Origin of the sequence: Pseudactinotalea sp., from assembly GCF_048594945.1 — a bacterium.
Lineage (GTDB): Bacteria > Actinomycetota > Actinomycetes > Actinomycetales > Beutenbergiaceae > Pseudactinotalea.
Map to the genome: position 1 here is coordinate 1 of NZ_JBMDXJ010000511.1, position 3,423 is coordinate 3,423.

The following is a 3,423-nucleotide window of genomic DNA, read 5'->3' on the forward strand; positions in this document are numbered from 1 at the left end:
GGGGGTGCTCTGCCGTCCCCGCACAGAGCCCTGCCACCTCGGAGACCACCATGCCCGAACCGCTCGACGAGCGTCTGCGAGACGACGCCGCGCTCGATGAGATCGAGCTGGTGAGCCGCGTCATGATCGCCGCGTCGGAGGCGCGGGGGCGACTGTCCCAGGGTGAGGTGGACCAGATCCTCGGGGTCGGCGAACCCGTCTGACGCGACGGCCGATTGACGGCTCCGCGGTCCCACGCCCTAGCATGGTCGAGGCCTTGACCATCTCGACAGGAGAACTGGCGTGCGTATACGCATCAGACCGGTGGAGACGAGCTTCTACGACCTCTTCGCGGAGTCGGCCGAACACCTCGTCAAGGGATCGAATCTGCTGGCGCAGATCCTCGATCCCGACGCCGACCGGAAGGTCATCGGCGAGCAGATGCGGGAGGCCGAGCACGCTGCCGACGAGACCACCCACCGCATCGTCAAGCGGGTGAACTCCACGTTCGTCACCCCGTTCGACCGCGAGGACATCTACCGTCTCGCCAGCAACCTCGACGACGTCATGGACTACATGGAGGAGTGCGTCGACCTCATCGGTCTGTACGAGGTCGAGGAGTTCCCGCAGCAGTTCGCCGACCAGATCGACGTCCTGCAGCGCGCCTGCCAGCTCACGGCGGACGCCATGCCGCGGCTGCGCACCATGAAGGACCTCGAGGAGTACTGGATCGAGATCAACCGGCTGGAGAACCAGGGCGACCGCTCCTACCGCAGGATCCTCGCCGACCTGTTCAGCGGCAGCTACAAGTCGCTGCAGGTCCTCAAGCTCAAGGACGTCGTCGAGTCGCTGGAGGCGGCCATCGACGCGTTGGAGTCCGTGGCCAACACGGTGGAGCAGATCGCCGTCAAGGAGTCCTGAGCGTGGATCTCGTCCTGGCGATGGTGATCGCCGTGGTCGTGATCGCGCTGGTGTTCGACTACACCAACGGGTTCCACGACGCCGCCAACGCGATCGCCACCTCTGTCTCCACGCGCGCCCTCACGCCGCGCGTGGCCCTGGCGATGGCCGCCATCCTCAACTTCGTCGGCGCGCTGCTGGGCGTCGGCGTCGCCCAGACGATCCAGGGGATCATCGACATCGACGGCGCGGCGGCCGGTGGGACCCAGTCCGCCCACGCCCTGACGATCGTCATGGCGGCCCTCATCGGTGCCATCACCTGGAACCTGATCACCTGGTACTTCGGCATCCCGTCGTCGTCGTCGCACGCCCTGATCGGCGGCATCGTCGGTGCGGGCATCGCGTCGGCCACGTCGGTGGACTGGACCACGATGGTCGACAAGGTCGCCATCCCGATGGTGCTGTCACCGTTGATCGGCTTCCTCGGTGCATTCGGCGTGATGACGGCGATCCTGTGGATCTTCCGACGGGCCAACCCGCACAAGGTGGCCCGTGGGTTCCGGTTCTCCCAGACCATCTCCGCGGCGGCGATGTCGCTGGGTCACGGTCTGCAGGATGCGCAGAAGACGATGGGCGTCATCGTGCTCGCGCTCGTCGCGGGTGGCTTCGAGGACGGGTCACGGGTCCCGCTGTGGGTCATCGTCGCCGCAGCGACCGCCATCGCCCTCGGCACCTACTCCGGCGGCTGGCGGATCATGCGGACCCTGGGTCGGCGGATCATCGAGCTCGACCCGCCCAAGGGGTTCGCGGCGGAGTCCACCGCCGCCACGGTGCTCTACGTGATGGCGATCGGCCTGCATGCGCCGGTCTCCACGACCCACACGATCACCTCGGCGATCATGGGCGCCGGTGCCACCAAGCGCTTCAGCGCCGTCCGCTGGGGTGTGGCCAAGGGCATCGTCACCGCCTGGGTCATCACGATCCCCGCCGCGGCGAGCGTCGCTGCCGTCACCTACTTCATCGCGCGGATCTTCCTCCCGTGACGTGACGGCCCGAGCTCCCACGTCTGGTCCGCTTGGACAAGGTTCGCTGGTTGAGTAGTCGAGACGAGGTGGGGGCACCTCCCGCGAGGGACGAGCAGGGGGCGGAACGACCGAGGTCTCGACGTATCGAAACCAGCGTCTGGGTCTGCAGGGTGGTCGGTTCTGCGGGTCCGATGGTCTCGATACGCGGCGACGCGCTCCTTCGTCGCCGTCACCGCTACTCGACCACCGTGTGCTTGGCCGATCCTTCAAGCCCGGTGGTCTCGCTGCGTCGCGGCGAGGCCCCTGGTGCGACGGCTCCATCGCTGACACGCTCCGCGCGTGCTTCACTCGACCTGGTGAACCGCTCGCTCGGGTTAACCGAACCGGCCCTGGCTGTAGGCCTCGGTGGCGGGGTCGTCGGGGTTGGAGAAGATCTTCTCCGTCGCCCCGGACTCCACGAGCTTGCCGGGCTTGCCGACGCCGGAGAGGTTGAAGAACGCCGTCTCGTCGGAGACCCGTGCGGCCTGCTGCATGTTGTGGGTGACGATGACGATCGTGTAGTTCTCCTTGAGCTCGTGGACGAGGTCCTCGATGATGCTGGTGGAGATCGGGTCGAGCGCGGAGCAGGGCTCGTCCATGAGCAGGACCTCCGGCTCCACGGAGACGGCGCGCGCGATGCAGAGGCGCTGCTGCTGACCACCTGAGAGGCCCGACCCGGGGCGCGACAGTCGGTCCTTGACCTCGGTCCACAGACCGGCGCTGCGCAGGGAGCGCTCGACGACGTCGTCGGCCTCGGCCTTCTTCATCCGCTTGCTGTTCAGCTTCTGCCCGGCGAGGACGTTGTCGTAGATCGACATCGTGGGGAAGGGGTTGGGCCGCTGGAAGACCATGCCGATCATCCGGCGGACGTTCACCGGGTCCATGTCGGAGCCGTAGAGGTCCTCGCCGTCGATCAGCACCTTGCCCTCGACCCGCGCGCCGGGGATGACCTCGTGCATGCGGTTGAGCGAGCGCAGGAACGTCGACTTCCCGCAGCCCGACGGGCCGATGAAGGCGGTGACCGACCGGGCGCGGATCGGGATGTTGACTCCTTCGACGGCGAGGAAGTCGCCGTAGTAGATGTTCAGGTCGGAGACGTCGATGCTCTTGGCCATGGGGGTGTTGTCCTTCCTGGGGCGCGGGGTGCGCGGGTCAGCGCTCGCCTTTAGGCGAGAAGAAGTAGGAGACGAGGCGGGCGATGAGGTTCAGCACCATCACGATGATGAGCAGCGTGAGGGCGGCACCCCAGGCGCGGTCGAGGCTGAACTCCGGCGGGACGCCGGGGTTGCGGATGGAGGTGTAGGCGAAGACGGGCAGCGTCGCCATGCGTCCGTCGAACAGGTTGAAGTTCACCGAGTCGGTCATGCCGGCGATGATGAGCAGCGGCGCGGTCTCGCCGATGACGCGGGCGACCGCCAGCGTCACGCCGGTGACGATGCCGGCGAGCGCCGTCGGCAGCACGACCTTGACGATCGTGCGC

5 protein-coding genes are annotated in these 3,423 nt (G+C 67.3%); 3 read left to right on the forward strand and 2 right to left on the reverse strand.

What is annotated here, in order from left to right; genetic code table 11:
* The 3 genes from ACOJSN_RS23100 to ACOJSN_RS23110 all read left to right on the forward strand — a co-directional run.
* The coding region (locus ACOJSN_RS23100; protein WP_420114833.1) for a hypothetical protein at positions 1-203 on the forward strand (203 nt) is incomplete at its 5' end.
* 79 nt (positions 204-282) lie between these two features.
* Positions 283-900, forward strand: coding sequence for a DUF47 domain-containing protein (locus tag ACOJSN_RS23105; RefSeq protein ID WP_420114834.1), 618 nt, complete (start codon positions 283-285; stop codon positions 898-900).
* A gap of 20 nt (positions 901-920) precedes the next feature.
* Complete coding sequence (locus ACOJSN_RS23110) at positions 921-1,922, forward strand: inorganic phosphate transporter (RefSeq protein WP_420114837.1); 1,002 nt, start codon at positions 921-923, stop codon at positions 1,920-1,922.
* 356 nt (positions 1,923-2,278) lie between these two features.
* On the opposite strand, the gene pstB is transcribed toward ACOJSN_RS23110, so the two are convergent.
* Both pstB and ACOJSN_RS23120 read right to left on the reverse strand, forming a co-directional pair.
* Positions 2,279-3,058 carry a phosphate ABC transporter ATP-binding protein PstB gene (gene pstB, locus ACOJSN_RS23115; protein WP_420114835.1) on the reverse strand — a complete coding sequence of 260 codons (780 nt, stop codon included), beginning with the start codon at positions 3,056-3,058 and terminating at the stop codon, positions 2,279-2,281.
* Positions 3,059-3,095: 37 nt separating this feature from the next.
* Positions 3,096-3,423 (reverse strand): ABC transporter permease subunit (locus ACOJSN_RS23120; protein WP_420114836.1); only part of this gene is annotated, 328 nt, incomplete at its 5' end.